Source organism: Streptomyces sp. CNB091 (genome assembly GCF_000377965.1).
On sequence record NZ_KB898997.1, the window covers coordinates 190,616 to 212,854 of the forward strand.

Genomic DNA, 22,239 nt, shown 5'->3' on the forward strand with positions numbered 1-22,239 from the left:
GAACGGCAGGTATCGATTTCGTGGCCGCCGGGGACAGGACGGCACCTCATATCCCCATATGTGGATGGCACTTGACAGTCCGGGCGGTCTGGACCAATCCTGCTGATCGACGTGGTCATGGCTCCTCCCGCCACGGCACTGCCATCCGTCCCGCCGTCCGCGGCGACCCCGCTCCCCCGGGGTCGCCGCACGGCCGGCCGAGGAGAAGGACCTGCCATCAACCTCATGACGACCCCTGCCCCTCGCCGCCGGCCCCGCCTGCACCGCGCGGCGTCCGACATCCCGTACTTCAGCGCGGACGGCGAGGCCTACCTCGCACAGACCGCTCTGCGGGAGCTCGACAAGTCACGCCCGCTGCGAGTGCTCTCCGAGGAGGACTTCGCCCACTGGCAGACGTACGGCTACGTCATCGTCCGGGAAGCGATCCCGGCCCCGGTGGCGCGTCGACTGCTGGACTTCACGTGGGAGTTCCAGGGCCTGGACCCGGAGCGGCCGGACAGCTGGTACGAGGACCGGCCGCTGCGCTCCGAGCTGGACCAGCAGCTGCGCATCTACGGCTTCGTGGAGGCCTACCACCACCAGCTCCTCTGGGACAACCGGCAGTCGCAGCGGGTCTACGACGCCTTCGTCGACGTATGGGACTGCGAGGAGCTGTGGGTCACCCTGGACCGGCTCAACCTCAACCCGCCCAACCGGGGCAACCGTGACCGCGCCCTGATCGAGCCGACGGACCGGGGCTTCGACATCGAGCTCCACTGGGACATCGACACCACGCTCGCCGTCCCGCCGCAGCGGGTGCAGGGCATCATCGCGCTCAACGACACCCGGCCGGAGACGGGCGGCTTCCAGTGCTGCCCGGAGCTGTTCCGGCAGTTCGACACCTGGAAGACCGCTCAGCCCGCCGGCCGGGACCCCCTGCGCCCCACCATCGACCGGGGCGAACTCCCCGTCGTGCGACCGGATCTGCGCCCCGGGGACCTGCTCATCTGGAACGGTCTGCTGGCCCACGGTGTGGCGCGCAACCTCTCCGAGAGCGGGGTGCGGGCCGTGCAGTACCTGTCGATGATGCCCGCGCTGGAGGAGCACGAGCGGCTCCGCAGGTCCCGCGTGGAGTCCTGGCGCCACCTGCGCACCCCGCGCTGGAACCGGACCCTGGTCGGCGACCCGGTGCTGCCCGAGGCCAAGCGCTACCCCACGGCCGGGCTGAACCCCCTGGGCAGCCGGCTGCTGGGGCTCGCCTCGTGGCAGGACCCGGTCGAGGACGCCGAGTACACGGCACCCCCCGCGCGGAGCGGGGAGCCCTCGTGCGCCGCGTCTGTCTGACCCTGCCCACGCACCGGGCCTGCGCCGGCACCATCGCCGCGGTCGGCGAGGAAGCGGCGTACGGGGCACGGCGGTTCGGCGTCGAGGTGCATCTCCTGGTCCTGGACTCCTCCCCCGCGCCGGTGCTCGCCGAGCACCGGCGGGCGGTCGCCGCGCTGCCCCCGTCCCCCGGTGTCACCGTCCACCACCACGACGAGGACGAGCAACGGGACTTCCTGCGCGCGGTGATCGGGCGGTCCGGCGGAGACCGGCCGGACCGGCTGCTGGAACTGATGCTGCCGTCCCGCGTCTCCTACGGCGCCTGCACCAACCGGGCGTTCCTCATCGCCCAGGCCCTCGGCTGCACGTCCGTCCACCGCCGGGACTCCGACAGCCGCTACCAGCGGTTCGACGGCGAACCGGTCTTCCCGCTCCACGAGGAGCTCACCTATCTGGGCCAACGCGCCGACGGTGTACGCGAGTCGACGACCCGGAGCAAGCTGCCGCCGGGGACCGGGAGCCGGCGGGTGACGATGGCCGGCGGCTCCTTCGTGGGGGAGATGTCGGTGGACGTCGCGGAGATCCGCGAACGCGACCCGGACACGTACCGCGAACTGATCGGCCTGTCGATCCCCGAGGGGTACCCGGAGATCTGGCGCGGACATCTGATCGACGCGTCCTTCCGGGGCGCCGGGGACACGGCGTTCGACGGCGATCGCACCACGCTCGCCCCCGTCAGCCCGATGCGCGTGGACATGTGCAACATCGCACTCGACCACGAGGTCTACCGCCGTGTCCCGCTGCCGCCCGCCACCGACACCATCGGCAGCGACTACTTCCTGATCCACCTCCTCCACGACGCCCGCATGCCCGGCGTCCAGCACAACCGGCACATCGTCAACTTCCATACGGCAGAACGGCGTACGGACGACGGGTTCCTCGCGTACCAGGTGCGCTTCGTGAAGTTCCTGCTGTCCAAGGCGTATCTCAACGCCGTGTACGCGAGGACGGCGGCGGCGGGTGACGCGCTGCTCGACGCCGAGGGCCACATCCGGGCCCGTGAGGTCGCCCGGTTCGTCCGGGACAGCACCGGCCTGGACCGGGCGTCGGGAGCCCACCGGCTCGACGTCATCGACGACGCCTACCGGCGGCTCGGCGACCGCTACAAGACGGTCGCCGACGTCCTCGTCGAGCGCCGCTCCCGGCTCCTGGACGAGGCCCGCGACGACATGGCCGACTTCGCGCTCCTGATGGACCGCTGGGAGGCGTTGACCCGTGCGAGCGCGGACGTGGGCCCGAGGGGCGCCCGGGCCGTGAACCGATGAACTCCGCAGCCGGCAAGGACACCATGCGCCCGAACCCCCCGCACACCACCACGACCACGGTCACCGTCGCATACGCGGGCGGTGAGGAGCGCCGGGGCCCCCTCACCATGGGCCAGGCCAACATGATCCGCTGCATCCTGCGGGACGACCCCACCCACATCAACATCCACGATGTGTGGCCCGTCCCCGAGGGCACCACCGTGGAGGCCGTCACCGACGCCTTGCGCGCCTTGGCCGGGCGCCACGAAGGGCTGCGCACCACGTTTCCGCATGCCCCCGGGTCCGCACCGGTCGAGCAGGTCGTGGCGGCCGAGGGCACGTTCACGGTGACGGTCCTGGACCACGCGGCGTTCCCCGAGGAGCCCGCGCGGTATGCCGAGTCGGTGGCCCGGGCGGCCCGGGCCGGGCGCTTCGCCCTGGAGCGGGAGTTCCCGCTGCGGATCTCCCTGCTCACCGTGGCCGGAGCCCCGGTCCACGTCGCGCTGGCGTTGAGCCACGCGGTGGCGGACGCCAGCGCGATGGCCATCCTGCGCGAGGAGTTCGCCGAGCTGCTGGCGGGCAAGGAGCTACCGGGGCTCACGTCCCTGCCCCCGGTCGACCTGGCCGCCGTGGAGGCGTCCCCGGCCGGGCTGCGGAAGTCGGAGGCCTCCCTGCGGTACTGGGAGCGGATCATCCGCACCGGGCCGCAGGAGATGTTCGCGGAGCCGCGCGGCAGGAGGCCGGGGACCGACGAGGAGGCCCGGCGGCTGACGCTCCGCTCCCGCCGGGGCGGCCGGGCGCTCGCCGGGGCGGCCCGCCGCACCGGGCACCCCGAGGCCACCGTGCTGATGGCCGCCTGGTGCGCCCTGGTGGCCCACCGGGCGGGCCAGGACAGCTGTGTCACCGCCGTCCCGAGCGCCAACCGGTTCCACCCCCGGGTCGCCCGTTCGGTGACCACCACCTCCCAGGACGCTCTGCTCCACCTGGATGTCCGGGTGCCCGGCTTCGACGCCCTGGTCGCCCGGACCTGGGGGGCGGTGCTCAACGCCTACCGGCACAGCCAGTTCGACTCCGTACGGCTCTGGGAGATGATCGACCGGGTCACCGCAGAGCGCGGCAGCCACTTCGGCCGGGACGTGGTGTTCAACGATGTGAGCGCCCTGCCCGCCCCGCTCCTGGGCACCGACACGCAGGACCGCGACGACGCCGAGCACGAGCTGACCTGGGGGCCGCCCCAGACGCTGCCGACCCGGCTGCTCGCCTTCACGTACCGGACAGCGCCCCAGCTGCACATCTCTCTGTGGGCGGCCCCCACGCTCTTCACCCCCGAAGAGGCGGAGGGGTTCCTCTCCGGACTGGCCCTCCTCCTGGAGGCTGCCGCCGCCGGGGACGTGCCGATGGAGGCGCTGTCCGAGGTGACGGGAGTCCGTCCCGCCGAACGCGGGCCCACGTGGCTCCGCGTGGACGGCTGCTGGGTCTCGCCCGCCGCGGTGCGCGAGACCCTCGGCCGGGCGGCGGGCGGACTGCCGGTGCGGGTGGCCGAGGAGCTCGGACCGGACGGAACGGGGGACGGCGCCGCGGAGGGGGTGCCCGGCGCGGAACCGCACCTCACGGCGTACATCGCCCGCGGCGCCACCTCGTTGACGCCCGAGGAGGCCCACCGGACGCTGACCGCCCTCATCCCGGCCGCCGGTTCGGGGGTCCTGGCACCCCACCGCTACGTACTCGTCGAGAACCCACCCGCCGAGCCGGACCGGAGCGACGCCTGGCGTCGACTGGAGATCATCGAGGAAGGGACCGGCAGAGGCCGGCAGGTACGACATGAGCGTTGACGGCACACCCCTTCCGCAGCAGCGGGAATCACTGCCCAGCCCCTGGCGGTCGGGCCGGTTCCGGCTGTTCTTCACGGCCCGCAGCGCGTCGCTGCTGGCCGACGGCATGCTGATGGTCTCCCTCACCACGGCCGTGCTGGGAGCGGGCCACGGGGCGACCGGCGTCGGCTACGCCCTGGCCGCCTGGATGACCCCGATCGTCCTGCTGGTGCTGTTCGGCGGAGTGCTGGCCGACCGGTTCACCCCGCAGCTGATGATGATCTGCGCCGACCTGGTGCGGATGCTCGCCATGATCACGCTGGCGGCGCTGCTCTTCTCCTCCGACCGCGTCCCGCTGTGGCAGATCATGGCGCTGATGGCGCTCAGCGGCGCCGCGACCGCGATGTTCCAGCCCGGTATGGCGAGCATGGTCCCCCGGGTCGCGGAGGACATCCAGAAGGCCAACGCGCTGCTGCGCATATCCGAGGCCCTGAGCACGCTGCTCGGCCCCGGTCTGGCGGGCATCCTCGTCGCGTACTGGCAGGTGTCGGGCTCGTACCTGGTCATCGCGGCGGCGTACGCGCTCAGCGCCCTGGTCCTGCTGCCCCTGCGGAAGCTGCACACGGTCCGCGACGAGGGCGACGCGCCGATGTGGCGCAGGCTCGCGACGGGCTGGCAGGAGTTCCGGTCCCGGCAGTGGCTGTGGGGCGTCATCGCGGTCTGGTCCGTCTACGGCCTGTTCGTGTTCGGCCCCGCGCTACCGCTCGGCGCGGCGCTGATGATCGAGCAGCACGGGGCGAGCGGCTACGGCTGGATCGCCTCGGCGGACGGCGCCGGGACGATCATCGGCGGCCTGATCGGCATGCGGGTCCGCCCGAGACGCCCGCTGGTGGCCGGCGCGCTGGCCATGCTCTGCTTCGCACTCAACCCCCTGGCCCCGGCGCTCGAATGGTCCTTCGCGGCCACGGCGATCGCCCACGTGATCGCGGGTTACGGCTTCGCGTTCTGGGGCGTGATGTGGGCGACCAGCGTCCAGTCGCACATCCCGCTGACGGTCCTGAGCCGCGTCTCCGCGTACGACGTCGCGGGCTCCATCATGGTCATCCCGCTCGGCCGCGCGCTGGCGGGCCCGGCTGCCGACACGTTCGGCGCGAACGAGGTGCTGATCTTCTCGTCGGTCATGTCGTTCGCCCTGCTGGCGGTGATGCTGAGCGTCCCGGCGATCCGCGCACTGCGGCGGGCGCCGGAGGGGCTGTTGAGCAAACCGGAGGCCGAACCGGCGGTCTGACTCGTTCCACCGGGGTACGGCGTAGAGGCCGGACTTTGCGGGGCGGGTGGGACGTACCGATCAGACCTGCATGACCGGTATGTTCACCCTCCCCGCCTGACTGCTTTTCGACGTTACTCCAGGTAAGAGCACAGTGACAGCATCCGTGGGTGACTGACCACGGGGATGACATACCTGAGCCCGGCCGCCGGTCCAGGCTCGCCGATCTGGCCGACTGGACCGTGTCCGAGGCCCCGGTGAAGGCCGCACCTCCGGAGCCAGAGCCGGAGCAGGCTCTGTCCTCCGCCCGGCGCGAGTTCGCGATTCTGCTCGGCGAGTTCCGGCGTACGGCGGTCCTCGTTCCGTTCGACGCGTACGGGAGTCTGTGGACGGCGGATCAGAACGGCGTCCGCTGGATCTGCGCGTTCTCGAACGAGCAGGCGCTCGCACGGTTCGCTCAAGCACAGGGCGACGGCAAGCGGGAGTGGACGTACCGCACGATTCTCGGTGCGCGCCTGCTGGATGTGATGGTGCCGATGCTGCCGGGTCCGGCGGGGGTCGCGCTGGATGCCGGAAGCACGGACGGCGTGTTGTTTCCGCCGGTCGCGGGCATCGTGCCCGACCATGTCGCGGTCGATCTGGGGGAGACGGGATGAGCGGGGAGAACGCCGATCTGAACGTGCCGTCGGCGACGTTGGCGCAGATCGCGAAGGGCATCGACCTGGCGCACACCGAGTTGAAAGAACTCGGCATGACCGGGCAGGCGACGGCGGGCCGCGGCTTCTCGGATCTCGCACTCTCCGGGCTGGAGTTGGGGCACGGCGGGCTGACGTCGAAGTTCGAGGCGTTCTGCAACCGGTGGGAGTGGGGCGTGCGAGCGCTGTCCCAGCGGGGCAACGGCCTCGCTGCCGGGTTGGGCCTGTCGGTGGGGTCGTTCGCGGAGCAGGAGCAGTACGTCAAGGACTCGCTCAAGATCGTGGTGAACTCCACCAACGGGAACCCCTACCTGTCCGAGGACGAGGTCAAGGGCATGAGCTGGGACTCGATCAGCAACCAGCACGCCTGGGACGACCCGGACTGGAGCGTGGACTCGTTCACCGAGGCCCACGGCGAGGTGAAGCAGCAGTGGAAGGACACCGGATACGACGTCGGGGACGCGCTGCTGGACGCTTCGGGGGCCGACGCTGCACAGCGTGAAGGAATCGACGCATGGGCTGAGGAGCACCTCGATCCGTCACAGGAGACCGTGGCTCAGGCCGAGGAGCCGCGCTGGGGGCAGGACCGCTGATGGTGGACTGGCGAGGAGGGTTCGACGGCGTCGTCGACGGGACCCTCCGGGGTCTCGACAAGGGCAAGGAACTCCTGGGCAAGGGCGTCGACGCGGCGACGGACAAGGTCGGCGCGGGGCTGGACAAGGTCGGCGCGAACGACTGGGCCGGCAAGGTCGAGGACTGGGGTGACGAGACCGCGTCCTCGCTGGGCGCGGAGGTCGGGGAGAAGCAGCTGGGGCAGAGCGAGGAAGCCGACGAGCTGGTTCATGGAATGCCGGAGAAGATCACCGCGACGGTGAAGAACCTCCGGGACTTCCAGAAGGCTTTCGATCTCGTCGGCGGCGGGATGAAGAAGCTCGACGCCGGTCAGTGGCGTGGGGAGGCGGCGGACGCCTTCCGGGCGAATTTCTCTACGCTTCCCACCGACTGGCTGCGCGCGGCGGACGCGTTCGAGGACGCTGCGAAAACTGGAAAGATTCAACGAATTGACCCAGAAGAAATCTTGGGTTTCGATCTTTGGAGGTCCGTAATGGCTTGGAAGAACGAAGAGGAAGTAGCCGTCGTGATCACCGCTGTCGCGCCGGTCGGATCTCAAGTCTACGCCGATGGCATCACAGGATTTATCGACCAGGTCAAGCATCCTTCCTGGTGGTCGGAGGACGTAGCCCCACCGCAGGTCGGTGACCAATTGCATGCAGTCGTACTGGATGAAACGAGAGAGCCGCCTCGCCTCAGCGCACTCCAAAAGGACATCGAAATAGCACGAGCACTGCGCGAACGAGAGTGATTTCGGATCCTTAGGATCTCTCACCCCACCGGTGGGCGAACGCTGACCCGATCCGAGTAACCGCCCGTAGCGGTCCACCCCCTCACTCCTCCGGCGGAAAAACCACCTCCCCCGACCCCGCCAGCGTCAGCGTGATCGCCTCCACCGGGCAGCCCTCCGCCGCCGCGAGGACCTCCTCGCCCGCGTCCCGGTCCTCGGCGGTCGGGTGGGACTGGCGGGCCGAGTCCAGGTGGAAGGCGTCCCCCGCGTGGTTGACGCACATGCCGGAGCCGATGCAGACCGAGCGGTCGACCTCCACGTGCCAGCGGTCGCCCATCACGCCTCCCGGTAGCCGGCGGGCAGGTGGATCATCTTGTGCTCGAAGAACTCGCCGTACCCCTCGGGGCCGAACTCGCGGCCCAGGCCGGAGTTCTTGTAGCCGCCGAAGGGGCCGAGCATGTCGAGGCTGAAGGTGTTCACGCTGTACGTGCCCGTGCGGACCCGGCGGGCCACGTCGATGCCGCGTTCCGTGTCGGCTGTCCAGACGCTGCCGCTGAGGCCGTACGGGGAGTCGTCGGCGATGCGGACGGCCTCGGCCTCGTCCTCGTACGGGATCAGGCAGATCACCGGGCCGAAGATCTCCTCGCGGGCGATGCGCATGGAGTTGTCCACCGAGCCGAAGAGGGTGGGTTCGACGTACCAGCCTCGCTCCTGGGAAGGGGGGCGGTTGCCGCCGGTGAGGATCTTGGCGCCTTCCTCCTGGCCCAACCGGATGTAGTCGAGGGAGCGTTGTTGCTGGCGTCGGGCCACCAGCGGGCCCAGTTCGGTCGTGGGGTCGAGGGGGTCGCCCACGCGCAGGGCTCCCGCCGCCGCCGCGAAGGCTTCCGCCATCGCGTCGTAGCGGGAGTTCGGGACCAGGATGCGCGTCTGCGCCACGCACGCCTGGCCGTTGATCATCCAGGCGAAGGGGACGATGCCCGCCACCGCCGCCTCCAGATCGGCGTCGGGGAGGACGATCGCCGCCGATTTGCCGCCCAGCTCCAGGGTGACGCGGGTCAGGTTGCGGGAAGCCACCTCCATCACGCGGCGGCCGGCCGCCACCGAGCCGGTGAAGGAGACCTTGTCCACGTCCCGGTGGCCCACCAGGTATTCGCTGACCTCCCGGTCGGCCGGGAGGATGGAGAGGACCCCGGGCGGCAGACCCGCCTCCGCCGCTATCTCCGCCAGGAGGTAGGCGTCCAGGGGGGTTTCCGGTGAGACCTTCAGGACCGCCGTGCAGCCCGCCAGCAAGGCCGGGGCCAGCTTGGCGGCGGCCGTGAACTGCGGGACGTTCCACGGGACGACCGCGGCGACCACGCCGACCGGTTCGCGGCGGACCAGGAGGGGGCCGAGGACGCCGTCGCGGCGTTCCTCGTACGGGAAGTCGCGCGCCACCGTGATCGCCGAGTCCCAGACCATCATCGCGGCCAGCGCCTGCACCATGACGCTCGAACTGTACGGGGTGCCGTTCTGGGCGCTGATCAGGCGCGCGAACTCCTCGTGGCGTACGGCGAAGGCGTCCTTGATCCGGGTGATCACCGCGATCCGCTCGTCCAGGCCCATCCTCGGCCAGGGGCCCTCGTCGAAGGCGCGGCGGGCGGCGGCGACCGCCCGGTCCACATCGCCCCCGGAGGCGTGCGGCACGCGGCCGATGACCTGTTCGGTGTGCGGGGAGATCACCTCGATGACCTCGGTGCCGAGCGGATCGGTGAACTCCCCGCCGATGAAGAGTTGTCCGTGTTCCACAGGCTCCGCAAGCTCCGTAAGTTCCGTCATGGCTGTTGCCTCCCGCGAACCCGCGCACCCGTAACCGCGACCGTGACTGACTGTTCGTCAGAACTGATATCAGTTCTCGTTCGAGGAGTCCACGGCGTGGACCGCACCCAGGGGCGAATATTTGGGAGACCTGGGCTACCACTGGAACAAGTTCTCGTTACAGTGGAGGCCGGTACGGAGATGGGGAGCCCATGACGCAGGTGACGCAGGTGACCGACCACGGCGGAGGCGTCCACAGCATCAAGGTCCCCATCCCCGACAACCCGCTGGGCCACACCCTGGTCCACCTCGTCGACACCGACCGGGGGCCGGTCCTCATCGACACCGGCTGGGACGACCCGGCCTCCTGGGAGACCCTGGTCGCCGGGCTGACCGCCCTCGGCACCGCCGTCGCCGACATCCACGGCGTCGTCATCACGCACCACCATCCCGACCACCACGGTCTCTCCGGCCGGGTCCGCGAGGCGTCCGGGGCCTGGATCGCGATGCACGAGGCCGACACCGCGATCGTCCGGCGCACCCGGGAATCCGAGCCCGGCACCTGGCTCGACTACCTCACCCGCAAGCTCGCCGCCGTCGGCGCGCCGGAGGAACACCTCGCCCCGTTGCGCGCCGCCCGTAGCGGAGGGCGGCTGGGGACCCTGCCGGGTCTGCGCGCCGCCCTGCCCGACCGGGAGATCGTGCCCGGCGAGCTGCTCGGCCTCGCCGGGCGGCGGCTGCGGGCCGTCTGGACCCCCGGACACACCCCGGGGCACGTCTGCCTCCATCTGGAGGAGCGGCATCCGGCGGATCTGGCGGGGCACGGGCGGCTGTTCTCCGGGGACCATCTGCTGCCGGGGATCAGTCCGCACATCGGGCTGTACGAGGACCCCGACGACACGGCGGTCACCGATCCCCTCGGCGACTACCTCGCCTCGCTGGAGCGGATCGGCCGCCTCGGAGTCGCCGAGGTGCTGCCCGCGCACCAGTACGCGTTCACCGACGCGGACGGGCGGGTGCGGGAGCTGCTGGCCCACCACGAGGAGCGGCTGACCGGGCTCCTCGCGCTGCTCGCCACGCCCCTCACCCCGTGGCAGCTCGCGGAGCGGATGGAGTGGAACCGGCCCTGGGAACAGATCCCGCACGGCTCCCGGTCCATCGCCGTCTCCGAGGCCGAGTCCCATCTGCGGCGGCTCGTGAAGCTCGGCCGCGCGGAGGCCGTGCCGGGCGGGCCCCCGGCGACGTACATCGCCGTCTGACGTCGCCGTCTGACGTCGTCGTCTGACCTCGCCGTCTGATCGCCGCCGTCCGGTCACCGCCGTGCGCACACCCCGGCGACGTACACCGCCGTCCGACCGATCACCGCCATGGCGCACGCCCCCGGCGACGTACGCCGCCGTCCGATCACCGCCGTGGCGCACGCCCCCGGCCGCGCCCCCGGCCACGCCCCCGCCCGCCGGCTGCGGACCGGTAGAGTGGGCAGGTCGTCATCATGCCCGTACAGGGGGAAGCCGGTGGGAATCCGGCGCAGTGCCCCAGCCGTGACCCGTCCGCCCGACGGCAGCCGGACCGCCCGCCGCGGAGCGTGACCGGCTCGGGCCACCGGAACCCCGGTGGCCGGCACCGTCGAGGCATACGGGGCCGGAGCCCGGGGCCTCGTGTGCCCGGGGAGTCCGGCCCTCGCAGGAGAGGCCCAGCCAGCCATGACCGTACGCCGCAGCGCAGCCGCGCTCGCGACCACCGCCGTGCTTCTGGGCGCGGCCGCACCTGTAGCGGTCGCCGCGCCGAGTCCTTCCCCGTCGGCGGAGCTGCCGGCCGGGCTCTACGGCACCACGGACCCCACGTACGACGGGGTGTGGCGGCAGTCGCTGGCCTTCCTCGCGCAGAAGATCGAATACGTCACGCCGTCCACCGCCGCCGTCGACTGGCTGGCGGGCCAGCAGTGCGACAGCGGCGCGTTCACCTCGTACCGCGACGCCTCCAAGCCCTGTGACGCCTCCACGGTGATGGACACCAACGCCACCGCCGTCGCCGTGCAGGCCCTCGTCGAGATCAACCAGCGCCGCGACGACGCCAACAACGGGGCCGACTGGCTGAAGTCCGTACAGAACGAGGACGGCGGCTGGGGCTACAACCCCGGCAGCCCGAGCGACGCGAACTCCACGTCCATCGTGATCGGCGCGCTCGCCCGCACCGGTGTCCCGGTCAACGAGCTCACCACCGCCGACGGCAGCACCCCGTACACCGCGCTCCAGTCGCTGGCCATCCCCTGCGGGGACGAGGACGGCGGCGCGTTCGCGTACCAGCCGGGCAAGAAGGGCGAGCTGACCGCCAACCTGGACGCCACCGCGGCCTCGGTGCTCGGCCTGATGGGCAAGGGCATCGCCTCGGGCACGTCCAACGCGGTCAAGGACCCCTCCTGCACGAAGGGCGACGACCTCAGCCCGGAGCAGACCGCCCAGAACGGCTCCTTCTTCCTCGCGGACGCCTTGAAGAAGTCGCCGTACCTGGAGCAGGCCCCGATGCCGGGCGCCGAGAACACCGAGCCGCAGCCCGACTACGGCAACACCGCGGACGCGGTCGTCGCGCTCGCCGCCTCCGGGCACACGGACAAGGCCGAGGCCTCAGTCGCCTGGCTCCAGAAGAACGCCACCGACTGGGCGAAGCAGAGCGGCCCGGCCGCCACCGCACAGCTGATCCTCGCGGCGCACGCCACCGGCGCGGACGCCCGCAGCTTCGGCGGCGTCAACCTCGTCAAGCAGCTCAACACGATGGGCCCCGCCCCGGCCGCCACCGCCCTCCCCTCGCCCACGCCGACCGGCCCGCAGCCCTCCAGCGGCACCGACAGCGACGACAGCGGGCTGAGCCTGGGGTGGCTGATCGGCTTCGGTCTCGTCGCCGGGGCGGGCATCGGCTTCGTGCTGAGCATGCGCCGGAAGAAGCAGCAGCCGTGAGCCGTACGACGGTCCCGGCGCGACCGCGGAACCCCGCCGTCGCCCGGCTTCGGAACCCCGCCGCCGTACGGCTGGGGAATCCCGCCGTCGCCCGGCTGCGGAATCCTCTCGTCGCCCTGCTGGCCGCCCTGGTCGCCGCCTCGGCCGTCCTCCTCGGGGCGGGCAGCGCCGAGGCCGCCGGTTACCGCTACTGGTCCTTCTGGGAGGGCAACGGCAAGAACTGGGAGTACGCCACCCAGGGGCCGTCCCTGCTGCGCCCGGACGACGGTGCGGTCCAGGGCTTCCGGTTCGCCGTGAGCGAGGACTCGGGCGATGCCGCGCAGCCGCGCCGCGCCCCCGACTTCGGGGCGATCTGCGCGGGCACGCCGGCGAAGGACGGGCAGAAGCGGGTGGCGCTGGCGATCGACCCCGGTACGGCGGCGGACGCCCCTGACGGGGAGAAGCCGCCCGCCCCGCGCACCGCGTGCGCGCAGGTCGCACCGGACGCCAGCAGCGCGGAGGCGCTCGCCGCGGTGGCGAAGCCGCTGCGGTACGACAGCAGCGCCATGCTCTGCGCGATCTCGGGCTACCCCAAGGCCGGCTGCGGCGAACAGGTGTCCGGCGAGGACGGCAGCGCGAAGCCGTCCGCCCCCACGGAGACGGGTGACGCGTCGAAGCCCGCCGACGGATCGGACGACGGGTCATCCGAGGGTGCCGGCGGTCCGTCCGTCGGGCTCCTCGTCGGCATCGTCGCCGTCCTGCTGCTGGGCGTCGCCGCCGTGGTCCAGGCCCGCCGCCGCCGGTGACCGCCTCCCCCGCCCCGGCTCCGGCCCGGCTGCTGCGCCGCGCCCTGCACGCCCCCGAGGCGGACCGCGGCAACGCGCTGCCCGCCGGGGCGTGGTGGCTGTGGGCGCTGGGTCTGGCCACCGCCGCGTCCCGGACGACGAACCCGCTGCTCCTCGGGCTGCTGGTCGGGGTGGCGGGCTATGTGGTGGCGGCGCGGCGGACGGATGCGCCGTGGGCCCGCTCGTACGGCGCGTTCGTCAAGCTCGGGCTGTTCGTCGTGGCGGTGCGGCTGCTGTTCTCCGTCTTCCTCGGATCGTCGATCCCCGGGACGCACACCGTCCTGACGCTCCCCGAGCTACCGCTGCCCGACTGGGCGCAGGGTGTCCGGATCGGTGGCCGGGTCACCGCCGAACAGCTGGTCTTCTCGCTGTACGAGGGGATGAAACTGGCCGCGCTGCTGATCTGCGTCGGTGCGGCGAACGCGCTGGCCAACCCGGCGCGCCTGCTGAAGTCGCTGCCGGGTGCGCTGTACGAGGCGGGGGTCGCCGTCGTGGTCGCGATGACGTTCGCGCCGAACATGGTGGCCGACGTGGTCCGGCTGCGCACCGCGCGCCGGCTGCGGGGCCGGCCGACCGGAGGTGTGCGGGCCGTGGCGCAGATCGGGCTGCCGGTGCTGGAGGGGGCGCTGGAGCGGTCGGTGGCGGTGGCCGCGTCGATGGACGCGCGCGGGTACGGGCGTACGGCGCAGGTACCGGCCGCCGTCCGGCACACCACCAACGTCCTCACCCTGGGCGGGCTGCTCGGCGTGTGCGCCGGCACGTACGGGCTGCTGGCCGCGCAGGGGGCGGTGTACGGGCTGCCGTTGCTGCTGGCCGGTCTGGTCACGGCGATGGCCGGGCTGCGGCTCGGCGGGCGGCGCTCGGTGCGCACCCGGTACCGGCCCGACCGGTGGGGCGTTCGGGCCTGGCTGGTGGCGTGCTCGGGTGCGGTGGTCGCGGCGGCGATGATCTGGGCGGGCGCGGTGAATCCGGACGCGATGCGCCCCGGTGTCGTACCGCTGGTCGCGCCGGTGCTGCCGCTGTGGCCCGCCGCGGCGGTGCTGGTCGGGCTGCTGCCCGCCCTGGTCGCCCCCCTGCCGCCGTCCGCGCAGGGGACCGGAAAGCCGTCCGCGCACGGAGCCGGGAAGCCGTCCGCGCACGGGACCGGCAAACAGGCTCGTCCCAGCAAGGAGCAGGCGTGATCAGGTTCGAGCGGGTCTCCGTGCGGTACGAGGGCACGGAGCGCCCCACGCTGTCCGACGTCGATCTCACGGTCCCCGAGGGGGAACTCGTCCTGCTCGTCGGCCCCTCCGGTGTCGGCAAGTCGACTCTGCTGGGTACGGTCTCCGGGCTCGTCCCGCACTTCACGGGCGGGCTGCTGTCGGGCCGGGTCACGGTGGGCGGCCGCGACACCCGTACGCACAAGCCCCGCGAACTGGCCGATCTGGTCGGCACGGTGGGTCAGGACCCGCTCGCGCACTTCGTCACGGACACCGTCGAGGACGAGCTGGCGTACGGCATGGAGTCGCTGGGTCTCGCCCCCGACGTGATGCGCCGCCGGGTCGAGGAGACGCTCGATCTGCTGGGCCTGGCCGAACTGCGCGACCGGCCGATCGCGACCCTGTCGGGCGGCCAGCAGCAGCGGGTGGCGATCGGTTCGGTGCTCACCCCGCACCCGAGGGTGCTGGTGCTGGACGAGCCGACCTCCGCGCTGGACCCGGCGGCGGCCGAGGAGGTCCTCGCGGTGCTCCAGCGGCTGGTGCACGACCTGGGCACGACCGTGCTGATGGCCGAGCACCGGCTGGAGCGCGTGGTGCAGTACGCGGACCAGGTCGTCCTGCTGCCCGCCCCGGGCGCCGCCCCCGTGATGGGGCCGCCCGCCGAGATCATGAAGGTGTCGCCGGTACGGCCCCCGGTGGCCGAGCTGGGACTGCTCGCGGGCTGGGACCCGCTGCCCCTGTCGGTACGGGACGCCCGGCGCGGGGCGGGCGGGCTGCGGGAGCGGCTGGCGGAGGCTGATCCCCCCGGCGAGGAGCCGCCCGTGCCCCCGGAGGTGCCGGGGATGCCGGAGGCGCCGTCCGGTCGGTCCGTCGTGCCCCCGCCCGTGGTGCACGTCCCCCGGCCCGGCCGGTTCGCCCGGCTCCTGGGGCGCGGGGCCGGCGCCCCGGCCGCCCCGGTCGCCGATCCGGTCACCCGGGTCGACGGGCTCGGAGTGCGGCGCGGCCGGGTCGAGGCGCTGCGGCGGGTGACGCTCACCGTGGCCCCGGGCGAGACGGTGGCCCTGATGGGCCGCAACGGGGCCGGCAAGTCCACGCTGCTCGGCGCGCTCGTCGGCATGATCGAGCCCACCGCGGGCACCGTGCGCGTCGGCGGCCTGGCCCCGGCCCGGACGGACCCGCGGGCGATGGTGCGCCGGGTCGGTCTCGTACCGCAGGAGCCGCGCGATCTGCTGTACGCGGACACGGTGGCCGCCGAGTGCGCCGCCGCCGACCGGGACGCGGGCGCGGCGGAGGGTTCCTGCCGGGCGCTGGTGTCGGAGCTGCTGCCGGGCGTCGGGGACGACATCCACCCCCGGGACCTCTCCGAGGGCCAGCGGCTCGCCCTGGCCCTGGCCCTGGTGCTGACGGGCCGCCCGCCGCTGTTGCTGCTGGACGAGCCGACGCGCGGTCTGGACTACGCGGCGAAGGCCCGGCTCGTCGGCGTACTGCGTCGCCTGGCGGCCGAGGGGCACGCGATCGTCCTGGCGACGCACGACGTGGAGCTGGCGGCGGAGCTGGCGCACCGGGTGGTGATCCTCGCCGAAGGAGAGGTCGTCGCGGACGGCCCGACCGGACAGGTGGTGGTCTCCTCCCCCGCGTTCGCCCCGCAGACGGCGAAGATCCTGGCCCCGCAGGAGTGGCTGACCGTGTCCCAGGTGCGCGGCGCGCTGGAGGCGGGCGTATGAGCGGGAAGGAAGCCGACGTCCGGGAACGGGCGGCCCGGCCGGTGCGGCTCGGGCCGAAGTCGGTCGCCGTGCTGCTGCTCACCAGCGCCGTCGGCGTCGTCGCCTTCGGGTGGCCGCTGCTGGCGGACGCCGGGTCCGGGCTGGCGCACGCGCAGGACGCGCCCTGGCTGTTCGCGGCGCTGCTGCCGCTGCTCGTCGCGGTGGTGGTGGCGACGATCTCCGAGTCCGGCATGGACGCGAAGGCCGTCGCGATGCTCGGGGTGCTGGCGGCGGTCGGGGCGGCGCTGCGCCCGCTCGGCGCGGGGACGGCGGGCCTGGAGCCGATGTTCTTCCTGATGGTGCTGAGCGGACGGGTGCTGGGCCCGGGGTTCGGTTTCGTCCTCGGTTCGGTGACCATGTTCGCCTCGGCGCTGCTGACCGGCGGGGTCGGGCCGTGGATGCCGTTCCAGATGCTGTCGATGGGCTGGTTCACGATGGGCGCGGGGCTGCTGCCGGGGGCGGACCGGCTGCGCGGGCGGGCCGAGTTGACGATGCTGGCGGTGTACGGGTGCGTGGCGGCGTTCGCGTACGGCGTGGTGATGAACCTCCAGGGCTGGCCGCTCATCACGGGGCTCGGTTCGGGGATCTCGTTCGACGGGGACGACCCGCTGCACGAGAACCTGGTGCGCTTCCTCGCGTACTACGTCACGACCTCGCTGGGCTGGGACCTGGGGCGGGCGGCGCTGACCGTGGTACTGACGGTCACGCTCGGTCCGACGCTGCTCAGGGCGCTGCGCCGGGCCACCCGCCGCGCCGCGTTCGACGCGCGGGCGGCGTTCGGGGAGCCGGAGGAGCCCGAGAGGCAGCCCGAGAGGAGAGCCGGGAAGCAGCCCGGGGAGCAGCCCGAGGGGACGGCCCCGGGCTCACCGTGAAGTGCCGTCACGGGGTCACAGCCGCTGGATGATCGTGCCCGTCGCCAGGGCCCCTCCCGCGCACATCGTGATGAGCGCGAACTCCTTGTCGCGGCGTTCCAACTCGTGCAGGGCCGTGGTGATCAGCCGGGCGCCCGTCGCGCCGACCGGGTGGCCCAGCGCGATCGCGCCGCCGTTGACGTTGACCTTCTCCAGGCCGTCGAGGTCCGCCTCGAACTCCTGCGCCCAGCTCAGCACCACCGAAGCGAACGCCTCGTTGATCTCGACGACGTCGATGTCCCGCAGCGTCATGCCCGCCTTGCCGAGCACCGCCCGGGTCGCGTCGATCGGGCCGTCCAGGTGGAAGTGCGGGTCGGAGCCGACGAGGGCCTGGGCCACGATCCGGGCCCGGGGCTTGAGTTTCAGGGCCCGGGCCATGCGCTTGGAGGACCACATGATCGCGCAGGCCCCGTCCGATATCTGCGAGGAGTTCCCGGCGGTGTGGATCGCGCTCGGCATGACGGCCTTGAGCCCCGCGAGCGCCTCCATCGAGGTGTCGCGCAGCCCCTCGTCCCGGTCGACGAGCCGCCACATGCCCTGGCCTGCCGCCTGCTCCTCCTCGGTGGTCGGGACCTGGACGGCGTACGTCTCGCGCTTGAAGCGTTCCTCCGCCCACGCCTCGGCGGCCCGCTGCTGGGAGAGCAGCCCGAGCGCGTCGACCCGCTCCCGGGTCAGGCCGCGCTTGCGGGCGATGCGCTCGGCCGCCTCGAACTGGTTGGGCAGGTCGACGTTCCACTCGTCGGGCCAGGGCTTTCCCGGGCCGTGCTTGGAGCCGCTGCCCAGCGGCACCCTGGACATCGCCTCGACGCCGCAGCTGATGCCCACGTCGATGACCCCGGCGGCCACCATGTTGGCGACCATGTGGGAGGCCTGCTGCGAGGAGCCGCACTGGCAGTCGACGGTGGTGGCGGCGGTCTCGTACGGCAGCCCCACGGTCAGCCAGGCGTTGCGGGCCGGGTTCATCGACTGCTCACCGGCGTGGGTGACGGTGCCGCCGACGATCTGTTCGACGCAGTCGGCCTGGATGCCGGTGCGCCCGAGAAGTTCACGGTAGGTCTCGCCCAGCAGATAGGCGGGGTGCAGATTGGCGAGTGCGCCTCCGCGCCTGCCGATGGGAGTGCGTACGGCTTCGACGATGACGGGTTCCGCGGCCATGAGCTCGTCCTCTCCTCGCGCTTCCGCAGGGGGCGTCCCGGCGCCCACGGAAGAAACTAGTACGCGTTCTAGTTCTGCTAGCAGTCTCGTGACGGCGACCCGGCTGCGCAAGGGGCGTGCACGCACCGCCCGTGCGCCCCTCCGGCGGCGCGACGGCCCGCACCGGCACCCGGGGCAGGAGATCCGGCCACGGCTCTTGCCACTTGTAGAACTCGTTACTACCTTGCGGGCAACTTCTGATGGAGCGTCAGACAGTCGCGGCCGTCGGCCGGTCCGCCGACTGATCCGGAGTGGAGAGGTGCCCATGCGCTGCCCCCATCTGCCCGACGGGTTCGACTTCACCGACCCCGACCTCCTCCAAGCCCGCGTGCCACACCCGGAGTTCGCGATGATGCGGGAGACCGCACCGGTCTGGTGGTGCACCCAGCCCCGCAACATCTCCGGGTTCGGCGACGAGGGCTACTGGGCCGTCACCCGTCACGCGGACGTCAAGTACGTCTCCACGCATCCCGAGTTGTTCTCCTCGAACACCAACACCGCCGTCATCCGCTTCAACGAGACGATCAGCCGCGATCAGATCGACGTCCAGAAGCTGATCATGCTGAACATGGACCCGCCGGAGCACACCCGGGTCCGCCAGATCGTCCAGCGCGGCTTCACCCCGCGCGCGGTGCGCTCCCTGGAGACCGCCCTGCGCTCCCGGGCCCGCTCCATCGTCGAGACCGCCCTGGCCTCCGCCGACGCCGACGGCTCCTTCGACTTCGTGACCGACATCGCGGTGGAGCTCCCGCTCCAGGCCATCGCCGAGCTCGTCGGCGTACCGCAGGAGGACCGCTCCAAGATCTTCGACTGGTCCAACAAGATGGCCGCGTACGACGATCCGGAGTACGCGATCACCGAGGAGGTCGGCGCCGAGGCGGCGATGGAGATCGTGGCCTACTCGATGAACCTGGCGGCGGCCCGCAAGGAGTGCCCGGCCCAGGACATCGTGAGCCAGCTGGTCGCGGCGGAGGGCCAGGGGAACCTGTCCTCGGACGAGTTCGGGTTCTTCGTGATCCTGCTCGCGGTGGCCGGGAACGAGACGACCCGCAACGCGATCAGTCACGGCATGCACGCCTTCCTCACCCACCCCGAACAGTGGGAGCTCTACAAGCGGGAGCGCCCGCAGACTACGGCCGAGGAGATCGTGCGCTGGGCGACGCCGGTCGTCTCCTTCCAGCGGACCGCCACCGAGGACCTGGAGCTGGGCGGTCAGCGGATCAGGAAGGGCGAGCGGGTGGGGCTGTTCTACTCCTCGGCCAACAACGACCCCGAGGTGTTCGACGGACCCGAGGCCTTCGACATCACCCGCGACCCCAACCCGCACCTCGGGTTCGGGGGCGGCGGCCCGCACTTCTGCCTGGGCAAGTCGCTGGCCGTGATGGAGATCGACCTGATCTTCAACGCCATCGCCGACGTACTGCCCGACCTGCGGCTCCTGGAGGACCCGCGGCGGCTGCGTTCGGCCTGGCTCAACGGGATCAAGCAGCTTCAGGTGACGACGGTCGCGGCCACCTGACACCGGCCGCGCGGCGCGCGGACCATGCGAGGACGCGGCGGTCCATGCCGAAGGGGTGCCGGGACGGATTCCAGCCGTCCCGGCACCCCTTCGGCCTGCCGCTGCTTCGGCCTGCTACTTGCCGCCGACTCTTTCGGCGGGTTCATGCTCCGGTACGAGGGCGGGTCCGGGCGATTCCACGGCTTCGGCTTCGGCTTCGGCTTCGGCTTCGGCTTCGGCTTCGGCGGATTCCGTGGCCTCGGCAGCTTTGGAGGTCTTGGAGGCCACGGAGGCCTCGGCCGCTGGTGGCTCCGCCGGTTCCTTCGCCGTACCGGTCACCTGCTCCTGCCCGGTCACGAGCTTCCGCGGCCCCGACAGCAGATACGTCAGCCCGAAGCCCATCGCCACGACGAGTGCGCCGCCGGCCGCGTCGAGCACCCAGTGGTTGGCGGTGGCCACGATCGCGGCGATCGTGAAGAGCGGGTGCAGCAGGCCGAGCGCCTTCATCCACAGCTTCGGGGCCAGCATCACGATGACCACCCCGCACCACAGTGACCAGCCGAAGTGCAGCGACGGCATCGCCGCGTACTGGTTGGTGACGGTGGTCAGCGTCCCGTAGTCGGGCTTCGCGAAGTCCTGCACCCCGTGGACGGTGTCGATGAAGCCGAGGCCGGGCATGAGCCGGGGCGGGGCCAGGGGGTAGAGCCAGAAGCCGACGAGCGCGAGCAGCGTGGCGAAGCCGATGGACGAGCGGACCCAGCGGTAGTCGGCGGGGCGGCGCGCGTACAGCACACCGAGGATCGTCAGCGGGACGATGAAGTGGAACGTGGAGTAGTAGTAGTCGAAGAACTCACGCAGCCAGGTGATCTGCACGACCGTGTGGTTGACCCAGTGCTCGATGTCGATGTGCAGCCACTGCTCGATGGCGTGAATCTGCCGGCCGTGCTCCTCGGCGAGCGGGCGGCCCGCCCTGGCGGCGAGGCGGACCTGGGCGTAGGCGTCGTAGACGACCCGGATGAGCAGGAGTTCCAGCAGCAGGTTGGGGCGGGTGAGGACCCGGCGCCAGAACGGCAGGAGCGGCACGCGTCTCCAGCGCGCCGCGACCGGTTTCGCGTAGTCGGTGGGGACCGGGTGCTGCCAGTACGGCGAGGTGCGGGGCACGAACGGGGCGAGGCAGGCCGCGCCGAGCGCCACGAGGAGCAGCACGTTGTCGCGGACCGGGAAGAGCGCCTCGATGTTCGGCAGCAGCATCGTGCCCGGCAGGGTGACGGCCAGCAGCACCACGGACGGCCAGACCAGCCGGTCGGAGGCCCGCTTGCCGACCTTGCCGACGACCGCGAGGAGTACCCAGAGCAGCTGGTGCTGCCAGGCGGTCGGCGAGACGGCGACCACGACGCAGCCGGTCACGGCCACCGCGAGGAGCATCTGCCCGTCCTGCGCGTACCGCACCGCGCGCCGCAGTCCGAGGACCACGACGGCGGCGGAGAGCACCAGGAACACGGCGATCTCCGCGGGCCCTTCGAGGCCGAGCCTGAGCAGCGCCCCGTGCAGGGACTGGTTGGCGAGGCTGTCCGGCCGCTCCCCCAGTCCGGCGCCCGCGAGATGGTGCACCCAGTACGTCCACGAGTCCTTCGGCGCCGCCGCCCAGGCGGCGGCCGTGGCGAGGGCGAAGGTCACGCCCGCGCTCAGCGACGCCTGCCGTCTGCCCGTCAGCCAGAGCAGGGCGGCGAAGAGCAGCAGCACCGGCTGGAAGGCGGCGGCGAGACCGACGAGGACGCCCGCCGCCCGGTGCTCCCGAACGACGAAGCAGGCCAGGAGCACCAGGAGGACGGGCAGGATGCTGGTCTGGCCCAGGTGCAGGGTGTTGCGGACCGGCAGCGACAGCAGGAGCAGGCTGATCGCGACGGGGGCCGCGAGCAGAGCCGTCCGGCGGCCCACCGGCGAGGGCAGGGCCCGGGCCGCGACGATGCCGAGGGCGACGACGAGCAGCAGGGACCCGAACGTCCACGCCACGCCCAGGGCCTCCTGGGCCGACGCGGTGAGAGGTTTCAGGACCAGCCCGGCGAAGGGCGTGCCGGTGAACCGGCCGCTGTCGTACAGCGAGCCCGTCACGTGCAGGACACCGTTCTCCCCGATCCAGGTCTCCAGATCGAGGAGCCGTTCCCCCGGTGGCTGCCGGAGCACCACCGCCACCTGCCGTACCGCCAGCACGGCCACGACCAGCCAGAGCAGGGCCCGGACCAGCCCGGCTCTACCTCCCGTGTCCGTCGCCGCGTCACCGCGCACACTGTGATCCGCATTCACCACGCTGCGCCGACCCTCCCACCGTTCCATGCATCTCCCCTTCGAGTGGGGCCATGCCGGATGAAGCCTCGCATTGC

Annotated in this window: 18 protein-coding genes; 14 read left to right on the forward strand and 4 right to left on the reverse strand. The window is 72.1% G+C overall.

Going from position 1 to position 22,239, the window contains the following annotated elements; translation table 11 throughout:
- Positions 1-225: 225 nt before the first annotated feature.
- From D581_RS0116070 to D581_RS1000000142105, 7 genes are all read left to right on the forward strand, one after another.
- Positions 226-1,323 carry a phytanoyl-CoA dioxygenase family protein gene (locus tag D581_RS0116070; protein WP_018958246.1) on the forward strand — a complete coding sequence of 366 codons (1,098 nt, stop codon included), beginning with the start codon at positions 226-228 and terminating at the stop codon, positions 1,321-1,323.
- Complete coding sequence (locus D581_RS0116075; protein WP_018958247.1) at positions 1,305-2,627, forward strand: DUF6271 family protein; 1,323 nt, start codon at positions 1,305-1,307, stop codon at positions 2,625-2,627. The genes D581_RS0116070 and D581_RS0116075 overlap by 19 nt, the downstream gene beginning before the upstream one ends.
- Positions 2,624-4,438: a condensation domain-containing protein gene (locus D581_RS0116080; protein WP_018958248.1), complete on the forward strand. Its 1,815-nt coding sequence runs from the start codon at positions 2,624-2,626 to the stop codon at positions 4,436-4,438. Before D581_RS0116075 ends, D581_RS0116080 begins: the two co-directional genes overlap by 4 nt.
- A complete protein-coding gene (locus D581_RS0116085; protein WP_018958249.1) occupies positions 4,428-5,705 on the forward strand; it encodes an MFS transporter in 1,278 nt (425 codons plus the stop codon). Before D581_RS0116080 ends, D581_RS0116085 begins: the two co-directional genes overlap by 11 nt.
- A 149-nt stretch (positions 5,706-5,854) precedes the next feature.
- Positions 5,855-6,340 (forward strand): SseB family protein, encoded by a 486-nt coding sequence (locus tag D581_RS01000000137295; protein WP_018958250.1) that lies wholly within the window; start codon positions 5,855-5,857, stop codon positions 6,338-6,340.
- A complete protein-coding gene (locus tag D581_RS0116095) occupies positions 6,337-6,972 on the forward strand; it encodes a hypothetical protein (RefSeq protein WP_018958251.1) in 636 nt (211 codons plus the stop codon). Before D581_RS01000000137295 ends, D581_RS0116095 begins: the two co-directional genes overlap by 4 nt.
- Positions 6,972-7,742 (forward strand): putative T7SS-secreted protein, encoded by a 771-nt coding sequence (locus D581_RS1000000142105; RefSeq protein WP_018958252.1) that lies wholly within the window; start codon positions 6,972-6,974, stop codon positions 7,740-7,742. Before D581_RS0116095 ends, D581_RS1000000142105 begins: the two co-directional genes overlap by 1 nt.
- Positions 7,743-7,824: 82 nt before the next feature.
- Here the strand turns inward: D581_RS1000000142105 and D581_RS0116105 are convergent, their stop codons facing one another.
- Positions 7,825-8,058, reverse strand: a complete 234-nt coding sequence (locus D581_RS0116105; protein WP_018958253.1) for a ferredoxin — start codon at positions 8,056-8,058, stop codon at positions 7,825-7,827.
- Positions 8,058-9,536, reverse strand: coding sequence for an aldehyde dehydrogenase (locus tag D581_RS0116110; protein ID WP_026290563.1), 1,479 nt, complete (start codon positions 9,534-9,536; stop codon positions 8,058-8,060). Before D581_RS0116110 ends, D581_RS0116105 begins: the two co-directional genes overlap by 1 nt.
- A 191-nt stretch (positions 9,537-9,727) precedes the next feature.
- On the opposite strand from D581_RS0116110, the gene D581_RS0116115 reads away from it, so the two are divergent.
- The 6 genes from D581_RS0116115 (at position 9,728) to D581_RS0116140 (ending at position 17,127) form a co-directional block, all read left to right on the forward strand.
- Positions 9,728-10,774 (forward strand): Strvi_7410 family MBL fold metallo-hydrolase, encoded by a 1,047-nt coding sequence (locus D581_RS0116115; RefSeq protein WP_018958255.1) that lies wholly within the window; start codon positions 9,728-9,730, stop codon positions 10,772-10,774.
- A 444-nt stretch (positions 10,775-11,218) separates the two neighbouring features.
- Complete coding sequence (locus tag D581_RS0116120) at positions 11,219-12,469, forward strand: SCO2321 family membrane protein (protein ID WP_018958256.1); 1,251 nt, start codon at positions 11,219-11,221, stop codon at positions 12,467-12,469.
- Positions 12,470-12,540: 71 nt separating this feature from the next.
- The gene (locus D581_RS0116125; RefSeq protein ID WP_026290565.1) at positions 12,541-13,254 is read left to right on the forward strand and encodes an SCO2322 family protein; all 714 of its coding nucleotides are present in this window, start codon (positions 12,541-12,543) and stop codon (positions 13,252-13,254) included.
- Positions 13,251-14,474, forward strand: a complete 1,224-nt coding sequence (locus tag D581_RS0116130) for an energy-coupling factor transporter transmembrane component T family protein (protein WP_018958258.1) — start codon at positions 13,251-13,253, stop codon at positions 14,472-14,474. The genes D581_RS0116125 and D581_RS0116130 overlap by 4 nt, the downstream gene beginning before the upstream one ends.
- Positions 14,471-16,216: an ABC transporter ATP-binding protein gene (locus D581_RS0116135; RefSeq protein ID WP_018958259.1), complete on the forward strand. Its 1,746-nt coding sequence runs from the start codon at positions 14,471-14,473 to the stop codon at positions 16,214-16,216. Before D581_RS0116130 ends, D581_RS0116135 begins: the two co-directional genes overlap by 4 nt.
- Positions 16,213-17,127 carry an ECF transporter S component gene (locus D581_RS0116140; RefSeq protein ID WP_018958260.1) on the forward strand — a complete coding sequence of 305 codons (915 nt, stop codon included), beginning with the start codon at positions 16,213-16,215 and terminating at the stop codon, positions 17,125-17,127. The genes D581_RS0116135 and D581_RS0116140 overlap by 4 nt, the downstream gene beginning before the upstream one ends.
- 15 nt (positions 17,128-17,142) lie before the next feature.
- Here the strand turns inward: D581_RS0116140 and D581_RS0116145 are convergent, their stop codons facing one another.
- Positions 17,143-18,321 (reverse strand): steroid 3-ketoacyl-CoA thiolase, encoded by a 1,179-nt coding sequence (locus D581_RS0116145; RefSeq protein WP_018958261.1) that lies wholly within the window; start codon positions 18,319-18,321, stop codon positions 17,143-17,145.
- 304 nt (positions 18,322-18,625) lie between these two features.
- Here D581_RS0116145 and D581_RS0116150 point away from each other — a divergent pair, with 304 nt between their 5' ends.
- Positions 18,626-19,879 (forward strand): cytochrome P450, encoded by a 1,254-nt coding sequence (locus D581_RS0116150; RefSeq protein ID WP_018958262.1) that lies wholly within the window; start codon positions 18,626-18,628, stop codon positions 19,877-19,879.
- Positions 19,880-19,993: 114 nt separating this feature from the next.
- Here D581_RS0116150 and D581_RS0116155 read toward each other — a convergent pair whose 3' ends face one another.
- Positions 19,994-22,192: a bifunctional glycosyltransferase 87/phosphatase PAP2 family protein gene (locus D581_RS0116155; RefSeq protein ID WP_486585837.1), complete on the reverse strand. Its 2,199-nt coding sequence runs from the start codon at positions 22,190-22,192 to the stop codon at positions 19,994-19,996.
- Positions 22,193-22,239: the final 47 nt, after the last annotated feature.